Annotated in this window: 20 protein-coding genes; 11 read left to right on the plus strand and 9 right to left on the minus strand. The window is 64.1% G+C overall.

What is annotated here, in order from left to right; genetic code table 11:
• Positions 1-9: 9 nt before the first annotated feature.
• The 4 genes from GIW81_RS14490 to GIW81_RS14505 form a co-directional block, all read right to left on the minus strand.
• Positions 10-621, minus strand: a complete 612-nt coding sequence (locus GIW81_RS14490) for a TetR/AcrR family transcriptional regulator (protein WP_154740080.1) — start codon at positions 619-621, stop codon at positions 10-12.
• Positions 622-776: 155 nt separating this feature from the next.
• Positions 777-1,385, minus strand: a complete 609-nt coding sequence (locus GIW81_RS14495; RefSeq protein ID WP_195930578.1) for a TadE/TadG family type IV pilus assembly protein — start codon at positions 1,383-1,385, stop codon at positions 777-779.
• A 17-nt stretch (positions 1,386-1,402) separates the two neighbouring features.
• The gene (locus GIW81_RS14500; protein ID WP_195930579.1) at positions 1,403-1,906 is read right to left on the minus strand and encodes a TadE/TadG family type IV pilus assembly protein; all 504 of its coding nucleotides are present in this window, start codon (positions 1,904-1,906) and stop codon (positions 1,403-1,405) included.
• 201 nt (positions 1,907-2,107) lie between these two features.
• Positions 2,108-2,605 carry a pilus assembly protein N-terminal domain-containing protein gene (locus tag GIW81_RS14505; RefSeq protein ID WP_154740083.1) on the minus strand — a complete coding sequence of 166 codons (498 nt, stop codon included), beginning with the start codon at positions 2,603-2,605 and terminating at the stop codon, positions 2,108-2,110.
• Between the two features lie 480 nt (positions 2,606-3,085).
• On the opposite strand from GIW81_RS14505, the gene GIW81_RS14510 reads away from it, so the two are divergent.
• From GIW81_RS14510 to GIW81_RS14550, 9 genes are all read left to right on the plus strand, one after another.
• Positions 3,086-3,253 carry a Flp family type IVb pilin gene (locus GIW81_RS14510; RefSeq protein WP_154740084.1) on the plus strand — a complete coding sequence of 56 codons (168 nt, stop codon included), beginning with the start codon at positions 3,086-3,088 and terminating at the stop codon, positions 3,251-3,253.
• Positions 3,254-3,439: 186 nt separating this feature from the next.
• Positions 3,440-3,943 carry an A24 family peptidase gene (locus tag GIW81_RS14515; protein WP_324615049.1) on the plus strand — a complete coding sequence of 168 codons (504 nt, stop codon included), beginning with the start codon at positions 3,440-3,442 and terminating at the stop codon, positions 3,941-3,943.
• 113 nt (positions 3,944-4,056) lie between these two features.
• A complete protein-coding gene (gene cpaB, locus GIW81_RS14520) occupies positions 4,057-4,857 on the plus strand; it encodes a Flp pilus assembly protein CpaB (protein WP_324615050.1) in 801 nt (266 codons plus the stop codon).
• A gap of 42 nt (positions 4,858-4,899) precedes the next feature.
• Entirely contained in the window at positions 4,900-6,594 is a 1,695-nt protein-coding gene (locus GIW81_RS14525; protein WP_154740087.1) for a type II and III secretion system protein family protein, read from the plus strand.
• A gap of 21 nt (positions 6,595-6,615) precedes the next feature.
• A complete protein-coding gene (locus GIW81_RS14530; RefSeq protein WP_229309314.1) occupies positions 6,616-7,359 on the plus strand; it encodes a CpaD family pilus assembly protein in 744 nt (247 codons plus the stop codon).
• A 27-nt stretch (positions 7,360-7,386) separates the two neighbouring features.
• Positions 7,387-8,703 carry an AAA family ATPase gene (locus tag GIW81_RS14535; protein WP_154740088.1) on the plus strand — a complete coding sequence of 439 codons (1,317 nt, stop codon included), beginning with the start codon at positions 7,387-7,389 and terminating at the stop codon, positions 8,701-8,703.
• 9 nt (positions 8,704-8,712) lie between these two features.
• Positions 8,713-10,179: a CpaF family protein gene (locus GIW81_RS14540; RefSeq protein ID WP_154740089.1), complete on the plus strand. Its 1,467-nt coding sequence runs from the start codon at positions 8,713-8,715 to the stop codon at positions 10,177-10,179.
• Complete coding sequence (locus GIW81_RS14545; protein ID WP_154740090.1) at positions 10,172-11,164, plus strand: type II secretion system F family protein; 993 nt, start codon at positions 10,172-10,174, stop codon at positions 11,162-11,164. The genes GIW81_RS14540 and GIW81_RS14545 overlap by 8 nt, the downstream gene beginning before the upstream one ends.
• Before the next feature lie 34 nt (positions 11,165-11,198).
• The gene (locus GIW81_RS14550) at positions 11,199-12,167 is read left to right on the plus strand and encodes a type II secretion system F family protein (protein ID WP_154740091.1); all 969 of its coding nucleotides are present in this window, start codon (positions 11,199-11,201) and stop codon (positions 12,165-12,167) included.
• 48 nt (positions 12,168-12,215) lie between these two features.
• On the opposite strand, the gene GIW81_RS14555 is transcribed toward GIW81_RS14550, so the two are convergent.
• Both GIW81_RS14555 and GIW81_RS14560 read right to left on the minus strand, forming a co-directional pair.
• The gene (locus GIW81_RS14555) at positions 12,216-13,436 is read right to left on the minus strand and encodes a tetratricopeptide repeat protein (RefSeq protein ID WP_154740092.1); all 1,221 of its coding nucleotides are present in this window, start codon (positions 13,434-13,436) and stop codon (positions 12,216-12,218) included.
• 93 nt (positions 13,437-13,529) lie between these two features.
• Positions 13,530-14,195 carry a glutathione S-transferase family protein gene (locus tag GIW81_RS14560; protein WP_154740093.1) on the minus strand — a complete coding sequence of 222 codons (666 nt, stop codon included), beginning with the start codon at positions 14,193-14,195 and terminating at the stop codon, positions 13,530-13,532.
• Between the two features lie 190 nt (positions 14,196-14,385).
• Here GIW81_RS14560 and GIW81_RS14565 point away from each other — a divergent pair, with 190 nt between their 5' ends.
• A complete protein-coding gene (locus GIW81_RS14565) occupies positions 14,386-15,735 on the plus strand; it encodes a leucyl aminopeptidase family protein (RefSeq protein WP_229309422.1) in 1,350 nt (449 codons plus the stop codon).
• Positions 15,732-16,646: a C40 family peptidase gene (locus GIW81_RS14570; protein WP_154740094.1), complete on the plus strand. Its 915-nt coding sequence runs from the start codon at positions 15,732-15,734 to the stop codon at positions 16,644-16,646. Before GIW81_RS14565 ends, GIW81_RS14570 begins: the two co-directional genes overlap by 4 nt.
• Here the strand turns inward: GIW81_RS14570 and GIW81_RS14575 are convergent.
• The 3 genes from GIW81_RS14575 to GIW81_RS14585 form a co-directional block, all read right to left on the minus strand.
• Positions 16,643-17,107, minus strand: coding sequence for a hypothetical protein (locus GIW81_RS14575; protein WP_154740095.1), 465 nt, complete (start codon positions 17,105-17,107; stop codon positions 16,643-16,645). The two genes, GIW81_RS14570 and GIW81_RS14575, sit on opposite strands and share 4 nt — an antisense overlap.
• 237 nt (positions 17,108-17,344) lie before the next feature.
• Positions 17,345-17,986, minus strand: a complete 642-nt coding sequence (locus GIW81_RS14580; protein ID WP_154740096.1) for a glutathione S-transferase family protein — start codon at positions 17,984-17,986, stop codon at positions 17,345-17,347.
• Positions 17,987-18,011: 25 nt separating this feature from the next.
• Complete coding sequence (locus GIW81_RS14585) at positions 18,012-19,640, minus strand: ABC transporter ATP-binding protein (RefSeq protein ID WP_154740097.1); 1,629 nt, start codon at positions 19,638-19,640, stop codon at positions 18,012-18,014.
• Positions 19,641-19,644: the final 4 nt, after the last annotated feature.

The raw sequence follows: 19,644 nt of genomic DNA on the forward strand, positions 1-19,644 counted from the left end.
GTACCGCGCCTAGTGCGCGGGGCAGCGCCTCTCCAGGCCGGCGAGGTAGGTCGACACGAGGTCGTCGACCAGCGACCGGCCTGAGTGCGCGGTGATGCCCGCGAGCTTGTCCGCGGTCGACAACGACGTCATGCCATGCACGCTCGCCCACAGGGTGCGTGCATGGCGCTTCTGTGCTGCCGGGTCCGAGTTGTTCAGCAGAGGCGTCAGTGCGTTCTCGAGCGGCGCGAGCAGGCTCTCGACCTTCTGCTGGTACCACTCAGGCACCTCGCGACCCGCGGGCATGCGATGTTCGTTCAGCAAATTCCACAGCTTGGGGCGCTCCTGAGTGAACGAGAAGTAGGTGCTCACCAGCCGGCGCAGCCGATCCGCCGGCGGTCCGGCTGCATCGGTGCTGGCCAGCCGGCCGGCCAACTCGTCGAGCAGCCGCGCTTCAATGATGAGCAGCAGGTCGTCCAGGTTCTCGAACACGTTGTAGAGCGTGCCGGGCGAATACCCGACACGCTTAGCTATCTCGCGCGCCGATAAGCCCTCGAGTCCAACCTGTTCTACGATCTCGGTTGTGGCCTCGATGATCAGCTCGCGCAGCTCATCGGGAGTATGTATTGAGCGCCGGCCCATTTATGGTATCCACACGCTAAAGTAGTAGTTTGAGGACGGACAATATGACTACATTAAGCCACGCGCGCGCCGCGGCAAGACAATTAGAGTTGTGAAAGCATAACTCCCTCTTCTTGCGCCGACTGTGGCGCAGGAGAGCGGATAAACGTCGTTTGTCAGCAAGGGTTAAGGCAGTTGTCGCCCTTTACGTAGTCTACGCAGGAGTTGCGCGGGCTATGGAAGGATTTTTCCTTCAGCTCCCCCAAAGACCCGAAGCCAGGCACATAATCGCCGAACAGCGGGGTGAAATTGTACTGCGCGTCGACGACGATCACGCTGCCGCCCTTGTTTACCAGGTTTGGAGGCAGCGCGTACGCTTGGCACTTGGTGGGCACCGGCATGCCGCCCTGGTAGGAGAAGCTCCACACGACCTTGGTGTTGGACGCATCGTTTGGGGACGCCTGCACCGAGAATACGCCGATCTTCAGCTTCGACGGGTCGTAGGGGGCCATCAGGTGCTTGATGGACTCCATCATATCCTTGAGGTTGTCGGTCGCGATGGCGCTCGAGGTGCCGAGATTTTCTTCGCGAGCCACGAGATCGCCGGCGGTGTTGACCGCCGAAGTGAATTGCCGGTCGATGTTGATGGCGCGTCCGCCTTCCATGATGCCGAGCAGTATCAGCATCAGCAGGGGGGCGAGGAAAGCGAACTCTACGGCGGCGGCGCCTCGAACGTCGCCGCGAAGACTCTTTGCATTCCGCAGCAATTTTTCGAACCAGCGCATGTCTTCCCCGCGGGACATCAATTGTACGGCTCGTTCTTGAAAGCCGTTGCAGCCTGAATGATGGTCGGGCCGCTGGCGGAAAACTTCATGAACTTGAAGCTGTCGGCGAGCGCCCAGCGATAGCAGGCGGTGACGAGCACGACCTCGCTCGCGCTTCCCGAGTAGTCAGACAGCGCGTCGCCGACGTTTCCGCTGGACCCGGTTTGGCTATTGTTGGTGACGCAGGCTTGCGGCTCGATGCCGGTCCAGGTCTTTGCGTGTTTGATGATCACGGTGACCTTCGAACAGTCGATGCCGATCGCTGACGCGCAGATGAGGCTCTTGAATCCGCCGACGGTTAGGGCGCTCTTCTCGGCCTCGCCCGTGCGGATTTTGCGCGCGGCGGATTCCACGCCGTACTCGAGCGAAATGAGGGCTAGGTAGTACAGCCCCATTCCGAGAATGCCGAGGACGAAAAGCAGGAACGGCATGGCGACCATGCCGAATTCGACGGCGGTCGCGCCGTTTTCATCCTTCAGCAATGACCGCTTGGGCCCTCCACGGCGAGCAGCCGCGGCTAGCGTCGACCTAAGGATACGCATACATGATGGTCTCGCGCGAACAGTTGCGCTGACGCTATGTTGCGTCCCTGAATTATGTATTACTTGCCTCTCAATTGATTGGTGTCGGTTAGCAGACCGTTAAGCGCCGCTCCGGCGCCACCGCACCAAATCCGTGCCGCCCTACTGCGACTGCGGAGACTGCTGCGCCGGTGCCGATCCGCCGGTCTTGGTCTGCCCCATCCTTGTTACGGCATCGAAGAACTTCGGGTCGTCGCCGATCACTAGTGCAGGTGTGCAGACGGGTGCGCAGGTGAACGTCTGCCGCAGCGGGCCCCTATAGACGGAGACGGTGCGGCGGTCGTCCTGGTCGACGATGACACGCTGGTCCTGGATCACGTTGCGGTCGGCGTCGAGCGCGATGATGTTGGTGACGCCGAAGGTCTTGCCGGTCACCACCAATAGATTCCCGCCCTGCACCGTCACGTCGGCGATCGAGGGATTGCCGATAATGACCTCCGACACCGGGCGCGGCAGGCGCAGGAGCTGGGACTGGTCGTAGCGGACGACGAGATCTGCTGCAGTGGCAGGTGCCAGCGCGCTCGCGGCGGCCACGAGTCCTGCAGCCGCCAGGACATTCAGAGTACGGCGGGCATAGGCGAAGCTAGGGGCACAGGGCATGTCAACGCGTCCTCGTGATTGCCCCGCATTACTTCAGCAAATGGTGAAGAAAGCGGAAATTCGGCGCGCCGCTGTTCCATGAGCGACGTTCTTGCACGCGAAGTGCACGGTTGACGGGCCATCGAGTTAAACTATCCGATGATAAAACCTTCGAAAGACTGTGCTGCCACAAAGTATAATCCGGGGAAAGAGCTAGTTTAATCTCGCTTGAAACAACGGAATATGCACGCCGCCCGTATGATAAACTTGGCAGGCGCTGCACTTATGCTTTATTGTTTTAGGTTGCGGCCGAGCTTGCACGGTTTATTCGATTTCTATGTAGTATATTAGCGAATTCGTAACGGACATTTATGAGAAAATTAGTGCGATTTACTTAGGTTTAAGGGGTCCGGGCCCATAGAGGGACCAGCCCACGGCGAAGACCTCAGCAGCCGTCGTGGTGGGCTTCGCGAAAGCGACCAAAAAACAGGGAGTGTTGTCATGAAGACGTTTTTTGCCCGTTTCGCCCAGGACGAGTCCGGCGCGACGGCTATTGAATACGGCCTGATCGCTGCGCTCATCGGCGTCGCCATCGTCGGCAGCGCCCGCCTCGTGGGTACCAACCTCAACGCGCTGTTCGGCGAAATCAACACGGAACTCACAAGGTAGTAGGGCCGTGCGAACGGCTTGAGATTGGTTCGCCCGGCGCCTGCCGCGCCGGGCGAATTCATTTCGTACTGAGCCCGCGACCGAGGAAGCCCGAACACGTAGAGAGGGACTCCCCGCGGGTCGTCAGGGCTTTGTTTAGCGTTCGGCGCTTCAATCCCGATGTGCAGACAGTTGCAGGGGACTAGCGTGAGCCTCGCCTACTCGTTGCTGTTCGTCTTCCCATTCATCATGCTGTATGCAGCAGCGATGGACGTGCTGACGATGCGTATCGCCAACACGATCACTATCGGCCTGGTTGCCGCCTTTTTTGTCGTCGCAGCGATCGCTGGAATGTCTGCGCAGCAAATGCTGGTGCACGTCAGCGTCGGCTTGGCGGTTCTCCTCGCCAATATGCTGCTGTTCCAGCTGCGGCTGGTCGGGGGCGGCGACGCCAAGCTGCTCGCCACCGCAGCTTTGTGGATCGGGTATGAGCAACTCATCCCGTTCGTCGTCTACGTCACGATCTTCGGCGGCGTTCTCGCGCTCCTCATCCTGGCTTATCGGCGCGCGCCGGCCAGCGCGCTGCCGCTCCCCGAATGGGCGAGCCGCCTGCACAACCCAAGCGAGGGCATGCCCTACGGAGTCGCGATCACTGCGGGCGCCCTCATCGTCTATCCGCTGACCCCGCTGCCCGGGCTCCTTGCCGCTTAAGCCAACAGCGCCGTGGGGGCCCAATCTGCGACGGCGGTTAACCTCGCGTTGACGTTTGTCCGTCAGTGTCTCCTGAACAGTAATTCGAACTATTGGTCGAAGGACCAACAGCCGTGAAGCGCGGACAATTGATAGGCATTGCGATTGCGGGTGGGGCCGGTCTCCTCGCCTTCCTTCTCATGCGTTCGATTGTGAGCGGTCCGTCGGCGCCGACTCAGGTGGCCGTGCCGGTGAATGCGACGGAGGTGCTCGTCGCGCGCCGCGATATTCCGCTGGGCGAGGTCACCAAGGAGACCGACTTCCGCTGGCAGACGTGGCCCGCCGACGCGGTGACACCGTCATTCATTACTCAGGCGGATGGCGAAGCAGGGATGAAGTTCGTCTCGGACGCCATTGCGCGTGCGCCGCTTCTCGAGGGCGAGCCGGTTACGCGCCAGAAGCTTATCAAGCCCGGCCAGGGAGGCGTGCTCGCAGCCATCCTGCCGAGCGGCATGCGCGCGATCTCCACGAAGATCAAGGAAGAGACGTCGGCGGGACGGCTGATCCTGCCGAACGACCGCGTCGATGTCCTCCTGACTCGCCGCGAGCGCAGTCCCACAGGGCAGGACGAGTACGTTTCCGACACGCTCTTCTTCAACGTTCGCGTTCTCGCCATCGGCCAGGACCTCGCGAGCAAGGAAGGCGCAAAGGCTCCCGAGGGAAATGCGAACACAGCGACGCTCGAGTTGACGCCACGGCAGGCCGAGTTGCTGGCCCGCGCCAACGCGCAAGGTGAGATCAGCTTGTCGCTGCGCAGCGTCGCCGATGGCGACCCGAAGGGCAAAGGCCCCACCGCGGCCATGAACGATCAACGCGGCACTTCCGTGCGTATCCTGAAGTACGGCGTGCCATCGCGTGCGTACGGCGTGAACTGAGTTGCGTCATTCAGTTTCGGCTGTCGAAAAGGTTATCGAAACATGCGAACGACCCTGAAGTGGGCGCGCGCCAGCATGGCTGCCGTTTTCTTCGTCACGACTTGCGTCGCTGACGTGCGCGCGGCTGACATGCCGGGCAAGGCAGGCGGTCAGGCGGCGAACGATTCTGTGCTGCGCATCCCCGCCAATGCAGCATTCCCGCTTTCGAAGCGAGTTGACCTCGGCGTCGGCCGCTCGCTCATCGTGCAATTTCCAGTACCGTTGAAGGACGTTCTGGTGTCGGATCCGGCGGTGCTCGACGCGGTCGTGCAATCGGCCGATCGCGTGTTCCTCATCGCCAAGGGCACCGGACAGACCAACGCATTCTTCTTCGACGAGTACGGTCAGCAGATCCTCTCGCTCGAGGTCGCCATCGGCGCCGACCTTTCGGCGCTCGACTCCCTCATCACGCGCCTCATACCGGGCTCGAACGTGCGCAGCGAGATCGCCGGCCGCGCCCTCGTCCTCACCGGCAGCGTACGCACGCCGATCGATTCGAACCGAGCCGCGCAAATCGCCGCGCAGTTCGCGGCCGCGAACGCCGAAGTCGGCAGCATCATCAACTCGAGTGCGCCGAGCGCCACCAACAATTCGCAGACCACGACGTCGAACACCACCAACATCGGCGGCCGTGGATCCAGCTACCAGCGCACCAACGACCCGGGCGGCGGCTCCAACTCCGACGCCGCCGACGTGTATGGTGCCAAACCGGTCATCAACCTCCTCACCGTCGAAGGCGAGGAGCAGGTGATGCTGCGCGTCAGCGTCGCCGAAGTGCAACGCACGACGCTGAAGCAGTTTGGCATCAACATCGGCGCCATGGTCAATTCCGGCAACTTCACCACCGCCGTTCTATCGTCCAACGGCTTGCCGTTGACGGCAGCCGCGCTCGGCACCTTGCCGACACCAGGCATCGGCTCTGCCGGTGACATTGCGGGTGCGCTGCAATTCTTCAACAATGGTCCGGCCGCCGCCGCCGGCACCGCCTTCGGCAACTCGGGCGTCGCCACACTCTGGCAGTCGGGCAATCAGGCGGTGGGCGGAGCGCTGCGCGCACTCGAGCGTGATGGCCTGATCAAGACCCTCGCCGAGCCGAACCTGACGGCCGTCTCGGGCGAACCCGCGAAGTTCCTCGCCGGCGGCGAATATCCGGTTCCGGTGGTGGATAGCCTTGGCCAGGTGAGCGTCGTCTACAAGGAATACGGTATCGGCCTCGCCTTCACGCCGGTCGTACTCTCCGAGGGGCGCATCAGTCTGAAGATCGAAAGCGAGGTGAGCGAGCTCACCCTCGAAGGCGCCGTCGTCCTCTCCGGTATCCAGATACCGGCGCTGAAAAAGCGCCAGGCCAACTCGACGGTCGAGCTTCCTTCGGGCGGCTCCATCGCCATCGCCGGTCTGTTGTCGGAAGACTCCCGGCGCAACATCGACGGCTTCCCTGGCCTCAAGGATCTGCCGATCCTCGGTACTCTGTTCCGCTCGAACGATTTCCAGCGGCACGAGACGGAGCTTGTCGTCATCGTCACTCCCTACATGGTTCGCCCCGTGGCGCGCCAGGAGCTCGCCCGGCCTCTCGACGGTCTCGCCGATCCGACCGATCGCAAGGCCAACTTCCTCGGTCACATCAACCGCATCTATGGCGGCGGCCGGCCGGCTCCGGTCGGCGATCTTAAGGGCGACTACGGATTTATCGTTGAATAACGGATGGGCTGGAGACGTGTCATGACTGCCAGGACTACGATGCGCTCGCTGAGCTCATCCGCCTCCCGAACGCTTGCCGCCAAGCTGCTGATCGCCTCGGCGGTCGCCGTCGCGATGGCCGGATGCAAAACCACCGACGATCCGACCCGCGTCGCGGGCTGGACGCTCATCGACTCGTCGCAGCGCCATCCGATCCTCGTATCGCAGGAACCGACGAACCACCTCATCCGCATCCGGCAGGGCGCGAACGGGCTCAACAACGCGCAACGCTCTGAGCTCGTCGGCTTCACCAATCGCTACCGGGCGACGGACTCCGGCAATAGCCGCCTCGTCGTCTCGGTGCCGAGCGGTGGTGGCAACGAGGTCGGCGTCATGCATGCCGTGGGCGAGATTCGCGCGCTGCTGAACGACCACGGCTTCGGGCAGGACGCCATCTCGGTGGAGGCCTACAGCGCCGACGGCGCCGCCGATCCGCCGATCCGCGTTTCCTATCTGCGGTACGTTGCCGAGCCGCCCCAGTGCGGCGACTGGTCGACGAACCTCGCCTACGATCCGACGAACCTGCCGTATCCCAACCTCGGCTGCTCGCAGCAGCGCAACCTCGCCGTCATGGTCGCCAACCCTTCCGACCTGCTCGGACCGCGCAGCGAGACCGCACGCTCCGGCGAACGGCGCGATCAGGTCTGGGGCAAGTACGTCACCGGCCAGCCGACCGGCGCACGCAAGAGCATCGACGAGCGCGTGAACAGAGACAACAGCAACTAGTGTAGCCGAGCCGAGGGCGCCGCAGTCATGTCGAACCAAGCCAAGCCCATCGCGAGCCCGGAGGAAGTCGTGGGCGTAGGCGCGCCTCTGGCCGAGCTTGAGGAAGGCTTCACAGCACCCGTGGCTTCGGCGCGCGCTCGGCCCATTCCCCGTGTCTCGATCCAGGCGTTCTGCGAGCATCCGGCGACCGCCGAGATCATCCAGATCGCGGCGGAGGATCGGCGCCTGGCAAAGGCGCACGTCAGCGTACACATGGGTGGTGTGGAAGCAGCTGTCGCCCACTATCAGCAGAACCCGACGCCGAACCTCATCATCATAGAATCGAGCCTGCCGCGCGACCACATCCTCGCCGAGCTTGATCGGCTCGCCGAGAACTGCGATCCCGGCACCAAAGTGCTGATCATCGGCCATGCCAACGACGTGATGCTCTATCGCGAGCTCTTGAAGCGTGGCGTGAGCGAGTATCTTGTCGAGCCGGTGGCTCCGCTCCAGCTCATGGAAGCGATCTCCAACCTCTACAACAATCCGGAAACGGAGCCGGTCGGCCACGTCTACGCCTTCATCGGCGCCAAAGGCGGCGTGGGCTCCTCGACGGTGTGCCACAACGCGGCTTGGTCCCTTTCGGAGATGTTGAAGGTCGACGTCGTCATCGCCGATCTCGACCTCGCATTCGGCACCACCGGGCTCGACTTCAACCAGGACCCGATGCAGGGCATCGCCGACGCCCTGTCGAGCCCTGACCGCCTTGACGAGGTGCTGCTCGACCGCCTGCTGACCAAGTGCTCCGAGCACCTGTCGATCTTCCCGGCTCCCGTGGTGCTCGACCGCGACTACGACATTTCGGTCGAGGGTTGCGATCAGGTCATCGATGTCGTCCGCCAGAACGTGCCTTACGTCATCGTCGACCTGCCGCACACGTGGACCGCGTGGGTCAAGCACACGCTCCTGCAGGCAGACGAGGTGATCATCACCGCGGCGCCCGACCTCGCCAATCTGCGCAACGCCAAGAACATCGTCGACCTGTTGCAGCAGGTGCGCCGCAACGACGCGAAGCCGCGCCTGGTCATGAACATGGTCAACATGCCGAAGCGGCCCGAGATCAGCGTCAAGGAGTTCGAATCGGCGATCGGCCTGAAGGCGATCAGCGTCATCGATTTCGACAGCGAGACCTTCGGCCAGGCTGCCAACAATGGCCAGATGATCGAGGAGCTGAGCGCCAAGGCGCGCTCTGCGTCTGCCTTCCGAGATATCGCGCTGTCGATCAGCAATCGTCGCGACACGCAATTGACGAAGAAAGCCTCCGGGCTCGCCCCGTTTCTCGAGAAGTTGAAATTCAAGCGCTAGGAAAAGTAGATGTTCGGTAAGCGTACCAGCGAAGCCGCTCCTCGCCGCGTCGGCCAGTCGACGCCCCAGGCGGCACCCGCACCTGGACCGAACGAGACGGCCGTACCGACGAGCCGTCAGGCCGTGGTGCCCGTGGCGACGGTCCAGCAGTCGCGCCCGCATTCGGAAGAGTACTACGACGTCAAGACGACGGTCTTCAACGCGCTCATCGACACGATCGACTTGACGCAGCTCGCCAAGCTGGATGCCGCGTCGGCGCGCGAGGAAATCCGCGACATCGTCAGCGAGATCATCCAGATCAAGAACGTCGTCATGTCCATCGCCGAGCAGGAGGAGCTGCTCGAGGACATCTGCAACGACGTGCTCGGCTACGGGCCACTCGAACCGCTGCTCGCCCGCGACGACATCGCCGACATCATGGTCAACGGCGCCAACACCACCTATATCGAGGTCGCCGGCAAAGTGCAGCGGACGGGTGTCCGCTTTGCCGACAACCTGCAGCTCATGAACATCTGCCAGCGCATCGTCAGCCAGGTGGGCCGGCGCGTCGATGAATCGAGCCCGATATGCGACGCGCGCCTACCTGACGGATCGCGCGTCAACGTCATCGCCCCGCCCCTCGCCATCGACGGCCCGGCACTCACCATTCGTAAGTTCAAACGCGACCGCCTCAATCTCGAGCAGCTGGCTCGCCTCGGCACCCTGTCGCCCGACGCCAGGAAGATCTTGGAGATCATCGGCCGCGTCCGCTGCAACGTGCTGATTTCCGGAGGTACCGGCTCCGGCAAGACGACGCTGCTGAACTGTATCACCGGCTCGATCGAGGACGACGAGCGCATCATCACCTGCGAGGACTCCGCCGAGCTCCAGCTGCAGCAGCCGCACGTGGTGCGTCTCGAGACAAGACCACCCAACCTCGAGGGCGAGGGCGAGATCAAGATGCGCGATCTTGTCCGCAACTGTCTGCGTATGCGTCCCGAGCGGATCATCGTCGGTGAGGTGCGCGGACCGGAGGCCTTCGATCTTCTGCAGGCGATGAATACCGGCCACGACGGCTCGATGGGCACGCTTCACTCCAACTCCCCGCGCGAGGCAATCAGCCGTCTGGAATCGATGATCATGATGGGCGGCTTCCAGCTACCCGTGCACACCATCCGCGAAATGATCACCGGCTCGGTCGACGTCATCGTGCAGGTCGCGCGTCTGCGCGACGGCAGCCGCAAGGTGACGCACATCACCGAGGTGCTGGGCATGGAAGGCGACGTCGTTACCCTGCAGAACCTGATCCTGTTCGACATCAGCGGCGAAGACGCGAACGGGCGCATTCTCGGCCGCCATCGGTCGACCGGCATCGCGCGGCCGCGGTTCTGGGATCGCGCCGTCTACTACGGACAGGAAGGGAAGCTCGCCGAAGCGCTTGCCTCGTCGGAGGTTCTCGACGAGCACGGCAACCCGCTGGGAGACACCAATGTCTAGCGACCTCGTCGCACTCAGCGCCGCGATGCTGGGGGCGCTAGCGGTGAGCAGCCTCGCCTACGCATTTCTTGCGCCCTACTTTTCGAGCGATCGCGAGAAGGACACGCGCGTCAAGGGGATCGTCGGGCCCAAGCGCGATGTCACCAGCGTGCTGGAGCAGGCCGCAGCGCGCCGCAAATCAGTGGCCGAGAACCTCAAGGAGTTCGAGAGCCGGCAGAGGAAAGAAGATAAGGCGTCGCTCCGCCTGCGGTTGGAACGCGCCGGACTCGACATCACGCCGCGCGTCTATTGGCTCGCAAGCGTGGTCAGCGGCGCTGTATTCGCCTGCGTCGTCGTGCTCGCGCTGCCACCCAGCGGAACGCGCATGTTCCTCGCGATCGCCGCCGGTCTCATAGGCGTGTTCGGCGCCCCTCGCTGGTTCGTCAACAAGGCTATCGCCCGGCGCCAGTTGAAATTCCTTACCGAGCTGCCAAACGCGATCGACATCGTGGTGCGCGGCATGAAATCGGGTCTGCCGCTCAACGAATGTCTGGCGATCATCGGCCGTGAGAGCGAAGAGCCGCTGGGCGGCGAGTTCCGCGAGGTCATGGAGGAGCAGCGCGTCGGCGTATCGCTGGGCGAAGCCCTCGAGCGATTGACCAAGCGCATGCCGCTGCCCGAGGTGAAATTCCTGGCGATCGTCGTCTCTATTCAGCAGCAGGCGGGTGGCAACCTTTCGGAAGCGTTGAGCAACCTGTCGACGGTGCTGCGTGATCGGTTCCGCCTGAAGATGAAAGTCAAGGCACTCAGCGCGGAGGCAAAGGCATCCGCCATGGTGCTGGCGTCGCTGCCACCAATGGTGATGTTCATGCTCTACCTGTCCGCCACCGACTACATCGCCGTCCTATTCGACACACGCACTGGGAACTTCGCGCTGCTGGCGTGCGGGCTTTGGATGCTGATGGGCGTGCTGGTCATGCGGAAGATGGTCAACTTCAAATTCTGAACGGGACGCCGGCCGCGTCATAGGTGCTGTGCCCATGGATTTCATCGAGACGTTCACCAACCCGACCTTTCTCGTCACCATCCTGACGGCGATCTGTGCTTTCGCGACCGTGCTGACCATCGCGCTGCCGATGCTCGCGCAGGATCGAATGAACCACCGCATGCGCACGATGGCCGTCGAGCGCGACAAGATGCGGGCGGAGCGCATGACGGAGATGTCACGCGACCGGCAAGGCCGCTTGCGGCAGACACCTGCGGGCTTCATGCAGCAGATCGTCAACGCGTTGAATTTGCGCAAGATGCTCGATACGGAGGAGTTGCGCGACCGCCTGAAGCGCGCCGGCCTGCGCGGCCAGGCGCCCCTCGTCGCCTTCATGTTCTTCCGTGTCGCGGCGCCGGCGCTCTTTTTCGTCGCGGCCATGGTCTACATGTTCATCATCGATGACATCGACTATCCGCCGCTGATCAAGTTGATGATGGCCCTCGTAGCAGCTTTCATCGGCTCGTACGCGCCGAACATCTTCATCGAGAACTTGATCCAGAAGCGCCAGACATCGATCAAGCTGGCTTTCCCGGACGCCCTCGACATGTTGTTGATCTGCGTCCAATCCGGCATGTCCGTGGAGGCCGCGTTCGGCAAAGTCTCGAAGGAGGTCGCGGGCCAGTCGCTTGAGCTGGCCGAGGAGCTCAGCCTCACCACCGCCGAGCTCTCCTATTTGCAAGATCGCCGCCAGGCATTCGACAACCTCGGCAAGCGCACAGGCATTCCGGGGGTTCGGGCCGTCACGACCGCCCTGGTGCAGGCGGAACGCTACGGCACACCCGTCGGCCAGGCGCTGCGTGTCATGGCCAAGGAGAACCGCGATATCCGCCAATCGGACGCCGAGAAGAAGGCCGCGGCGCTACCGCCCAAGCTCACCGTGCCGATGGTTCTGTTCTTCTTGCCGGTGCTGTTCGTGATCATCCTGTTCCCGGCAGCCATTCGCTACTGGGAGTGGACCTGATCCAACGTCGACGGTGCGGGCAGCCGGGTAGCTGCCAGCCCCTCGCCTTCAGGGCTTGGCTTGAGCGACGACCGGCGACCAGGCCTGCTGACCGGCGCCCGACTTTTGCGCGGACTGCTTGGCAGGCTTGGCACCGTTTTTCGGCTCTGGCACAACTTCGTTGGCGCCGTCCTCGTGGACGGCGAACTGCTTTGCCAAATCTGCAACCGACATGACCTTCGCTACAGGTTCGGTGGGAGGCGATGCCGGCGCGTCGGTCGAGACGACCCACGCCGTATCGCCAGCGGCTTGCGGGTCGAGCGGCGCCATATTCTGCGTCTCGGCAACCTTCTCCACCGGCACGGCAGCGAAGACTTGCTCTTCAGCCACGGGCGCCTTGGCCACCTTCGCTTCGGCGATCCAATCGGCCGGCACCGGATCCGAGTTCGGAACCGACTTCGGATCGAGCATTGTCAACTGTTGCAAGATTTCGGCGTTCTCGGCGGCATTCGTCATCGGCATATCGCGGACGGCGACGAGCTTCGCCTCGTCGTATTTGCCCTGCAAGCCGAGCACGAGCGCCAGGTTCTGGCGGATGCGCGGCGAGTTGCCGTCGGTCGCCGCCGCCCGACGAAGCAGCGATTCCGCCTTGGCCGGTTGGCCGTTCATGGCCTGGGCCAGCGCCAGATTGCTCAGCACCGACGGCTGGTCGGGCGACAGTGCGAGTGCCTTCTCGAAGAAGGGGATCGCTTCGTCGTAGTTGCCTTCCTTGGCGAGGACGGCACCGCGCGCGGAGACCACCCGCCAATCGGGCCTCCCGGGATCATCCGCAATGGCGAGGAGCTGCTTGGCGGCCGCAACCTGGTCGAGGTCTAGGGCGAGGCGTCCGTATTCACCGGCCAGCTCGCGGCTTTGGCCGTGGTAGAGCGCCGCCTGCTGCAATACTGCAAGCGCGCGCCGCTTCTCGCCCATGGCCTTGAGATTGCGCGCATAGTTCAAGGCCGGCACCAGCTCGCGCGGGCTCTTGGCGTAGGCCTGGCCCCAATAGTCGGTGGCCCGAAGAAGATCGCTGCCAACGCCTCCCTGCGTCTCGGAATTAGCCGGGCCTGCCGTCTGGGTCTGGGGCGCCCGTCGGGGCGTTTGCTGCCCATTGGTGACGGAGATCAGCTCGCCCGCGGTGCCCGGCTGCATCGACTGGCCGCAAGCGCCCAGCATGAGCGAGGCAGTGAGCGCAGCGATCGTGCCCCCCCGCCGGAGCCTGCGAGCTGCGGAATGCGATGCGGACGCCATTTTGTTCTCCCTGATCGGCAAGGCAGAGACGCGGCGTCAGCCCGAATCTCTGCCCTTTGACCGTCAGGGTGTGGGACACTTCTCAACAAACCCTTAACCTTGGCTAACCGCCATTTCGTCTTTGGCGCCTTCGATCCAGGCGTGCATCTCCGGCATCGCAAAGATCGTATCGACATAGGCGGCAGCGGTGCCGTCGTCGCCGTAGGCCCCTAGATCTGGCACGTAGGTTCTGAACCGCGATGCGACAGGCGCGTACATGGCATCCGCCGCCGTGAATTCGCCGAACAGGAATGGGCCGCCCTTGCCATAGCCGCGCCGGCATTCCTGCCAGATGCCGACGATGCGCCGAACATTGCCGGCAACGTCATCCGGCAGCGGGTCGAGCGGGCTGCGCGCCAAGATCTCCATCGGGCAGGTCGAGCGCAGCGGGACGAAGCCCGAGTGCATCTCGGCGGCAACGGAGCGCGCCACGGCCCGCGTCCGCCGGTCGGCTGGCCAAAGGGCCGTCTCGGGGTGCGCGTCCGCCACGTATTCGATGATGGCGAGACTGTCCCAGATGGCCAGGTCACCGTCGAGCAGCAGCGGCACCATCCCGGAGGGGCTGTACTTGGCGATAGCGGCTTTGGAATCCGCCTGCCGCAGACGCACGTTAATCTCCTCGAACGGCACCCCCACGCGGCGCATGGCCAGCCATGGCCGCAGGCTCCAGCTCGACCAATTCTTGTTGCCTATCACCAGGCGATATCGATTCGTGGTCATGCTCTTGCCTTGCCCTCCGTGATCCTGTCTTGTGCGCCGCGCACCCCACGCCGTTTCATGCCCGATATGCTCGGGCCATGCCAGCAGCGAGCGTCCGTACATGAGCGATGAACCGATGAACGCCGCCAAGCCTTCCGTCGATGAGATTCTGCTCAGCGGCGGTGCCGCGGAGAACGAAATCCCGATCTGGATGCTGGCCAAGGACTCGGCGCTCGACGCATTGCCGCTGTCGGCCGAGCAGCGCAAGTGGGCCGAGGGTGTCGGCTTCAAAGGAACGGCCAAGCAGCAGACGTTGCTGCCCGGTTCCGACGGCCGCATCGCCGGCGTGCTGTTCGGTCTCGGCGACGGCAGTGCGGGCGAGCCGTCCGGCCCATCGGAGCTGCTGATCGGGCAGCTCGCCCAGTCGCTACCCGCAGGCACCTATCGATTGGCGCAGGATCCGCGCGAACCGACGCTGGCCGCGATCGCCTGGGGTCTCGGGTCCTATCGCTATACGCGCTACAAGACCAAGCGCAATGGAGCGGCACAAGCGGCGGGCCTGCGATTCCCGCAGGGGGCCGACCGCGAGCTCGCGATCAACACGATCGAGGCGGTGCGGCTCGGGCGCGATCTCATCAACACGCCTGCTTCCGATCTCGGGCCCGCCGAGATCGAGGCTGCCGCCCGTGACCTGGCCAAGCGCCACGGCGCGCGCATCGAGGTCACCGTCGGCGACGAGCTGCTCGACAAGAACTTCCCTATGATTCACGCCGTCGGCCGTGCCAGCCCGCGCGCCCCGCGTCTCATCGACCTCAGCTGGGGCCGCGAAGGCGCCCGCACCATCACGCTCATCGGCAAGGGGATCACCTTCGACACCGGCGGCCTCGACATCAAGCCGTCGAGCGCGATGCTCTTGATGAAGAAGGACATGGGCGGCGCCGCTGCCGTGCTGACGCTGGCGCACATCGTCATGGCGCAGAAGCTCGACGTCCGCCTGCGCGTCCTCATTCCGACGGCCGAGAACAGCGTATCGGGCGACGCGTTCCGCCCTGGCGACGTCCTCGTCTCGCGCGCCGGCACGACGGTCGAAATTGGCAACACCGACGCCGAGGGCCGACTCGTGCTTGCCGATGCGATCTCGCTTGCCGACGAGCAGGCGCCGCAGAGCATGTACGTATTCGCCACGCTCACAGGTGCGGCGCGCGTGGCGCTCGGTCCCGACCTGCCGGCCATGTTTACGAACGACGACGCGTTCGCAACCGAGATGGTCGCCACGGCGGCGAGCGTCGGCGATCCCGTTTGGCGTCTGCCGCTCTGGCCCGGCTACGACTGCAAGCTCGACAGCCCCGTGGCCGACATGAACAATGTGTGGGAAGCGCCGTTCGCCGGCTCCATCACCGCCGCCCTGTTCCTCAAGCGCTTCGCCAAGCAGGCGCAGCGCTTTGCGCACTTCGACCTGTTCGGCTGGCGGCCGGCCGCCAACGCACTTGGCCCGCGCGGCGGTGAACCCCAGGTTGCGCGCGCCCTCTACACCGTTCTCGCCAAGGAGCTGTGCCGATGAGCGATGCGGATACCGAGACGTCGGCGGCTCCGCCGCCACCCCCGGCCGCCGGGCTCGACCCGCGGCGCCATGCCTTCCGGCCCGACCTGGCGGCCGAAAGCCTCTACGGCAAGGTGAGCGCGCCGCGCTATGCCGAGGCCACGCCGGCGCAGGTCGTCCGCGCGTCCGTGCCGCTGCGCCTGCGCCCGTCGCCGACCTGCGGGTTCGAGACCGAGGCACTATTCGGCGAGACCGTCGATGTCTACGACATACGCGACGGCTGGGCGTGGGTGCAGCTTACCCGCGATCGCTACGTCGGCTACGTGCCGGCCGACTCGCTGTCGGAGGATATCGACCCCACGACTCACCGCGTGCGCTCGCTCGGGACGTTCGTCTACCCGGTGCCCGACATCAAGTCGCCGCCCATCATGCACCTCAGCCTCAACTCGGAGCTGTGCATCGCCAGCGCCGACGAGCGCTTCATGATGCTCAAGGGCGGCGGCTTCGTCGTCACCCGCCATGTCGCCGAGCGGGGCCGTCGGGCACCCGACTTCGTCGAGCTTGCCGAGCGCTTCATCGGCACGCCTTACCTATGGGGCGGACGCACCCGGCTCGGCATCGACTGTTCGGGGCTCGTCCAGGTGACGCTGGAAGCTGCCGGCATCGCTGCCCCGCGCGACACCGACATGCAGCAGGCCGAGCTCGGCACCGAGGTGGCGATCCCCGACGTGCTCGATGGCATGCAGCGCGGCGACCTCATCTACTGGAAGGGGCACGTCGGCATCATGGCCGACAGCGTCACGCTCGTGCACGCCAACGCGCATCACATGCAGGTGGTGGCCGAAACGCTGCCGGAGGCCATCGAGCGCATCGCCAAGCTCGGCGCCGAGATCGCCGCCGTGAAGCGGCTGCCGGCGCTATCGGGCAGCTAGCGGCGGTAGGGGAGGAAGCGGCGCTCGCGTAGCTCCGTCCCGTCATCGTCGAGCGTTGGCGTCCAGTGCACCTCGCCGCGCGCCTCGCGCCAGACACCCCCGTTCGGCAGCGTCACCAGCGTCTCCACCGAGCGTTCCAGCCCGGTCAGCCGGCTGATCCAATGCCGGCGCACGACCTTACCGTCGGCCACCGCCTCGGCCATCGGTAAGAACCACTCGAACGATTCTATCGGCCGGCTGTCATAGCTTTCCCCGCCAATGTGCAGGTCGTAGCGCTGATCTGCGTGCAGGACGAGCTCGAACGGGCAGCCGCTCGGTACCTCAGGCGTTACGGCGAGCTTCCAATAGTCGCCCGTCTCGCTTTCCTTGAGACGCGCCGCGTCGGCGATCGACGGCGCCCAATATCGCAGCGCGGTGATCGTCGTCTGGAGCCGTGCACGAAAGACGTCGTCGGGCAGCATAGGTTCGGATTGCCGGATGAGCGATGCCGACTACGATGCCGCAAAAAGGCGCGCGTTCAAGCGGAATATCTTTCTAGTGTGATGATCGAGAAATTCGCCGGCGCTCGCCAGCCGGGATTGTGAGCGAATCTCTCGATCTGAATCACACTAGCGAGATATTGATTCTAGTGTCCCTGTGATTCCGAAGTTCGCTCAGGACGCCAGCATCGAGGTTCAGCGAACTTCGGAATCGGGACACTAGCCGCTCGTCTGTCGTGCATACGCCTCGTCCTTGGCAAGCTGCCGCTGCAACGCTGGGTGCTTCTTGAGGGTGTCGGTGTACGCGACGAACTCGGGCAACTCCGGGATGAGCTTGAACTGCATCAACCAGCGAAGACTCGACCCCACGACGACGTCGGCGGCCGTGAAGCGCTCGCCGAGCAGATAGGGGGCCGATTTGGCAGCTGCCGCGCGCAACACTTCGATCACCGTATCGTAGTCCGCCCAGCCGGCTGTCGAGCGGGGCGGTGGCGGCCGGTTCATCGCCTTGTCGAGCACCGCCGGCTCGACGCAGCTCGGCACGTAGAACAGCCACTTGAGGTAGGGACCGCGCAGCTTGTCGTGTACCGCCGGCGCCAGTCCCGCTTTCGGATAGGCATCGGCCAGATAGCAACAGATGGCGGACACCTCCGACACGATGGTGCCGCCGTCATCGAGCGTCGGCACCTTGCCCATTGGATTGACGGCGAGATACTCGGGCTTGCGCTGATCGCCATTCTTCAGGCTGAGCAGCTCAATTTCGAATGGCTCGCCCAACTCCTCGAGCATCCACAGGGTCACCGACGAACGCGACGGCGAAGCGTGATAGAGCTTCAGCCGCGGCTTTTGTGCTTCGGGCATAGAGAACTCCTTGTTGAGGGGAGCGTCAGCTCGCGAGCGCGGATTTGTGCAGCACGCTCATGTTGAAGGCCGCGGCAAGCAGCGCCTTGGTGTACTCCTCCTTGGGATGGGAGAACACATCCGCGGCTGGACCTTCCTCGATCACCTTGCCGTTGCGCATCACCATCACGTAGTTGCACAGCGCGCGGATGACCTTGAGGTCGTGGCTGATGAACATGTACGAGAGGTCGTGCTTCTTCTGCAGATCGCGCAACAGGTCGACGATCTGCGCCTGCACCGACATGTCGAGGGCACTCGTCGGCTCGTCCAGCAGCACGAACTTCGGCTGCAGCACCATGGCGCGGGCAACGGCGATGCGCTGGCGCTGGCCGCCGGAGAACTCGTGGGGATAGCGGTCCTGGGCGTTCGGATCGAGACCGACCTCCTTCAGTGCAGCAGAGACGCGCGCACGCCGCTGGTCGTAGTCGAGCTCAGGCGCCTGAATCGTCAAGCCTTCCTCGATGATCTGACTTACCGACATGCGCGGCGACAGCGAGCCGTACGGATCCTGGAAGACGATCTGCATCTCTTTGCGCAGCGGTCGCATCTCGCGGCTCGTCAGTCCGTCGATGCGCTTTCCCATGTAGACAATAGGGCCGTCGGACGAGATCAGGCGGAGAATGGCCAGTCCGAGCGTCGTCTTGCCCGAACCGGATTCGCCGACCACGCCCAGTGTCTGGCCCTTGCGGAGCTTCAGCGTGACGCCATCCACCGCTTTGACGTGGTCGACGGTGCGGCGGAGCAGGCCGCGCTTGATCGGGAACCAGACCTTCAAGTCGTCGGTCTCGACGACGACGGGCGCCGCATCGTTGGCGGGAGGCGGCGTGCCCTTGGGCTCGGCAGCGAGCAGCTTCTTGGTGTAGCCGTGCTGCGGCTTGGTGAAGATATCCTCGGTGACGCCTTCCTCGACGATCTCGCCGGCGTTCATGATGTAGACGCGGTCGGCCATCTTGCGGACGATGCCGAGGTCGTGGGTGATGAGCAGCATCGCCATGCCCATCTCGCGCTGCAGCTGCTTCAGCAACTCGAGGATCTGCGCCTGAATGGTGACGTCGAGGGCAGTGGTCGGCTCGTCGGCGATGAGCAGGTCCGGCTCGTTCGCCAGGGCCATCGCGATCATCACGCGCTGGCGCTGGCCGCCGGAAAGTTGATGCGGGAAGGCGTCGAGCCGCTTCTCGGGATCGCGGATGCCGACCTTGTGCAAAAGCTCGAGCACGCGCGTGCGGACCGCCTTGTCGTCCATGTGCCGATGGACGCGTAGCACCTCGCCCACCTGCCGCTCGATGGGGTGCAGCGGGTTGAGCGACGTCATCGGCTCCTGGAAGATCATCGAGATACGGTCGCCGCGCACCGACTGCAGCTGGGATTCCTTCAGCTTCAGGAGGTTGCGCCCCTCGAACCAAACCTCGCCCGACGGGTGCGAGGCCGCCGGGTAGGGCAACAGCCGCAGGATCGACAGCGCCGAGACGGTCTTGCCGGAGCCGGACTCGCCGACCAGCGCCACCGTCTCGCCCTTGGCGATGCGGAACGAGACGCTGTCCGCGGCGACGACGCGGCCGCCCGAGAAGGCGACGGACAAGTCCCTGACATCGAGAAGTGCCTTAGCGCTCGTCATCGCA

The sequence above is a fragment of the Hyphomicrobium album genome, assembly GCF_009708035.1.
Taxonomy (GTDB): Bacteria; Pseudomonadota; Alphaproteobacteria; order Rhizobiales; family Hyphomicrobiaceae; genus Hyphomicrobium_A; species Hyphomicrobium_A album.

Coding starts and splice junctions, on each gene's coding strand:
- GIW81_RS14490 (WP_154740080.1), bottom strand. CDS start 621: ATGGGCCGGCGCTCAATACATACTCCCGATGAGCTGCGCGAGCTGATC.
- GIW81_RS14495 (WP_195930578.1), bottom strand. CDS start 1,385: ATGCGCTGGTTCGAAAAATTGCTGCGGAATGCAAAGAGTCTTCGCGGC.
- GIW81_RS14505 (WP_154740083.1), bottom strand. CDS start 2,605: ATGCCCTGTGCCCCTAGCTTCGCCTATGCCCGCCGTACTCTGAATGTC.
- GIW81_RS14510 (WP_154740084.1), top strand. CDS start 3,086: ATGAAGACGTTTTTTGCCCGTTTCGCCCAGGACGAGTCCGGCGCGACG.
- GIW81_RS14525 (WP_154740087.1), top strand. CDS start 4,900: ATGCGAACGACCCTGAAGTGGGCGCGCGCCAGCATGGCTGCCGTTTTC.
- GIW81_RS14530 (WP_229309314.1), top strand. CDS start 6,616: ATGACTGCCAGGACTACGATGCGCTCGCTGAGCTCATCCGCCTCCCGA.
- GIW81_RS14535 (WP_154740088.1), top strand. CDS start 7,387: ATGTCGAACCAAGCCAAGCCCATCGCGAGCCCGGAGGAAGTCGTGGGC.
- GIW81_RS14540 (WP_154740089.1), top strand. CDS start 8,713: ATGTTCGGTAAGCGTACCAGCGAAGCCGCTCCTCGCCGCGTCGGCCAG.
- GIW81_RS14545 (WP_154740090.1), top strand. CDS start 10,172: ATGTCTAGCGACCTCGTCGCACTCAGCGCCGCGATGCTGGGGGCGCTA.
- GIW81_RS14550 (WP_154740091.1), top strand. CDS start 11,199: ATGGATTTCATCGAGACGTTCACCAACCCGACCTTTCTCGTCACCATC.
- GIW81_RS14555 (WP_154740092.1), bottom strand. CDS start 13,436: ATGGCGTCCGCATCGCATTCCGCAGCTCGCAGGCTCCGGCGGGGGGGC.
- GIW81_RS14560 (WP_154740093.1), bottom strand. CDS start 14,195: ATGACCACGAATCGATATCGCCTGGTGATAGGCAACAAGAATTGGTCG.
- GIW81_RS14565 (WP_229309422.1), top strand. CDS start 14,386: ATGCTGGCCAAGGACTCGGCGCTCGACGCATTGCCGCTGTCGGCCGAG.
- GIW81_RS14570 (WP_154740094.1), top strand. CDS start 15,732: ATGAGCGATGCGGATACCGAGACGTCGGCGGCTCCGCCGCCACCCCCG.
- GIW81_RS14575 (WP_154740095.1), bottom strand. CDS start 17,107: ATGCTGCCCGACGACGTCTTTCGTGCACGGCTCCAGACGACGATCACC.
- GIW81_RS14580 (WP_154740096.1), bottom strand. CDS start 17,986: ATGCCCGAAGCACAAAAGCCGCGGCTGAAGCTCTATCACGCTTCGCCG.
- GIW81_RS14585 (WP_154740097.1), bottom strand. CDS start 19,640: ATGACGAGCGCTAAGGCACTTCTCGATGTCAGGGACTTGTCCGTCGCC.